Source organism: Endozoicomonas sp. ONNA1 (assembly GCF_024606325.1).
GTDB lineage: Bacteria > Pseudomonadota > Gammaproteobacteria > Pseudomonadales > Endozoicomonadaceae > Endozoicomonas_A.
On sequence record NZ_JAHHPN010000521.1, the window covers coordinates 1 to 2,174 of the forward strand.

Annotated in this window: 1 protein-coding gene and 1 pseudogene; both read right to left on the reverse strand. The window is 38.0% G+C overall.

Annotated features, from left to right (window positions below):
- Nucleotides 1-295: 295 nt before the first annotated feature.
- A complete protein-coding gene (locus KDK19_RS11935; protein WP_257292042.1) occupies nt 296-1,732 on the reverse strand; it encodes an O-antigen ligase in 1,437 nt (478 codons plus the stop codon).
- Between the two features lie 56 nt (nt 1,733-1,788).
- Nucleotides 1,789-2,174: pseudogene (locus tag KDK19_RS11940) on the reverse strand (hypothetical protein); the annotation flags it as partial.

Below are 2,174 nucleotides of genomic sequence, written 5' to 3' on the forward strand. Positions count from 1 at the left end.
TCTAGGATGGAGTCAAGGACACCTACATAAAAGTGTGGGTGTCCTATTTATTTTCAGGTTCGACTAGATAGTAACAACATGGGTGTCAACAAACAACAAGGGATTCAAGGATGGAGTCAAGGCCCTACATATAAGTGTGGGTGTCCTATTTATTCTCCTAGGATGGAGTCAAGGACACCTACATATAAGTGTGGGTGTCCTATTTATTCTCATGGATGTCCCTTTTTTAATGGATGTCCCTTTTTTATGGAAACCCACATATAAATCTGGATATCCCAGATTACCGTTCTTTTTATTAATTATGAAAAGCCCCATTTTTCCAGAATCTAGGAGCATTCGGCTGATCGAACAATGCAGTGTAATAATTACCAGCAAAATACTCCCAATAAAGAATGGAAAAATAGGCTAATGAGAAAAAAACCAACAAAATAAACAATATGCTTACAATCCAACTTGGGACGCTTTTTTTATTTTCACGATATTTAAAGTGCACATTCAGACAATACCCCACTACTAAAACCATAAGCATTTGACTCATTGGAGTAATAAACACCCCACTGACCTGTGCATGAATACTAGCACTTAATAAAGCAGTAAAGGCTGAGATTTGTATTAATTGTTGCTTATACGAAAGCACCCCAGAGTGGACTCTGTGCTGTAACCCCCTTAAATAACTTACGCCCCCCCAAACAGTGAGAATAATTAAGCAAATAGCACTAGGAATACCCCACTCAGAGGTCCACTGAAGGATAATATTATGTGGAGAACCAGGCCCCGCCCCCACCAAGGTAATAAAGTGCTGAGGACCTATACCGAAAATAGGATTCTCTTGGATGGACTGAAGAGTTACTTTCCATAATTCGATTCGCCCTGAAGAGGTTGAGTTTTCGAGAATGAATCGATCAAATTCAAATCCGGCAGTATTACCTAACATCAATGGAACTAGTTGGATAAGAATAATATAAATAGCAAAACCTGCAGCGAAAGATTTAACATGAATAAGAGTTAGCTCCTTCGATTGTTGTAATAATAGAGTCAAAGTCGTAAAGATTGCTACTAGCAACGATAAAGCTACCCCCCGCCCCTCTGATAGTAATAAAAAGAAGTACATAAAGACTATGGGTAGCCAGCTTAACCTTTTCAGTAAATTGTATTTACCGTCATAAGTAAGAGGGAGAAAAGCAAGGAGAGGTATTAGCCAGTTTTGAGCGTGATTGAATATTCTTGGATTCGAAAAATCATATAATGTTAAAGACCAATTCTCTGGAGGAAACTGAAGGTGTACTATATAGTTAAATGCATATCCAAACGTGTACAAGCAAACCCCTAATCCAAAGAGACCAACAAGAAAAACTATTTTATTTTCATCTAAATCAGCTGCACTAAAAAAAACACTTGAAGTAAGTAGCAGTGAATATAATCCAACCTCTTGAACACTTTTATAAGGAAACTCCGAGATGGCTGAGGAAACACTCCCAAAAAAAAGCGCCAAGAGAATTAAAGAAAGAGAACGTTTAGAGTGAAAAACATCTGGATATTCCTTTCTGCAAAGAACGGTCCAAATGAGAAAAATAAGAGAGAAACCGAAAAGTATCGAAAGAAATAGTCTTTTTATATTAAATGGGTATTCGAAAAAAAAACTGCTTATTAATCCAGACCATAAAAAAATAAAAAAACTACCTAACAAAAAAACAGAGATATTGCCTAGACTCAAAAATTCGTTAGATTTCATTCTCATTTCTTATAGTGAACTACTGCCCAAAAAATGAGCAGTAGTTGTGAGTAATTTTAAGCGCTGTAGTCAGGATAGTCCGTTACAGCATCTTGAGAGCACAGCTTATTATCTCCATCCGTAGCTCCACCATTACTACATGTAGCATTCCAGTCACTACCAGTAGCGTTAGTTGTAAATGTCAATGTGCCTGTACCAAATGCTCCACCTGGAGTTATGACAAAACTGGCAGTTCCGTCAGCACCAGCAGTAACAACACCAGACTCAGCAGGTACACCACCTTCACCTAGATCACAATTGGCTTGAGCATTTGACTGTAAGCATATAGTTATACTTGTTTTATAAGCATTTGCTTCAGCTAATGCGGCTGTCGCTTGAGCGTTTCTTGTATAATTCTGATACTGCGGAATAGCCACAGCCGCCAAAATCCCAATAATCGCCA

Bases quoted from the DNA above. Each gene is read 5' to 3' on its own strand.
- KDK19_RS11935 (WP_257292042.1), bottom strand. From the start codon at position 1,732: ATGAAATCTAACGAATTTTTGAGTCTAGGCAATATCTCTGTTTTTTTG.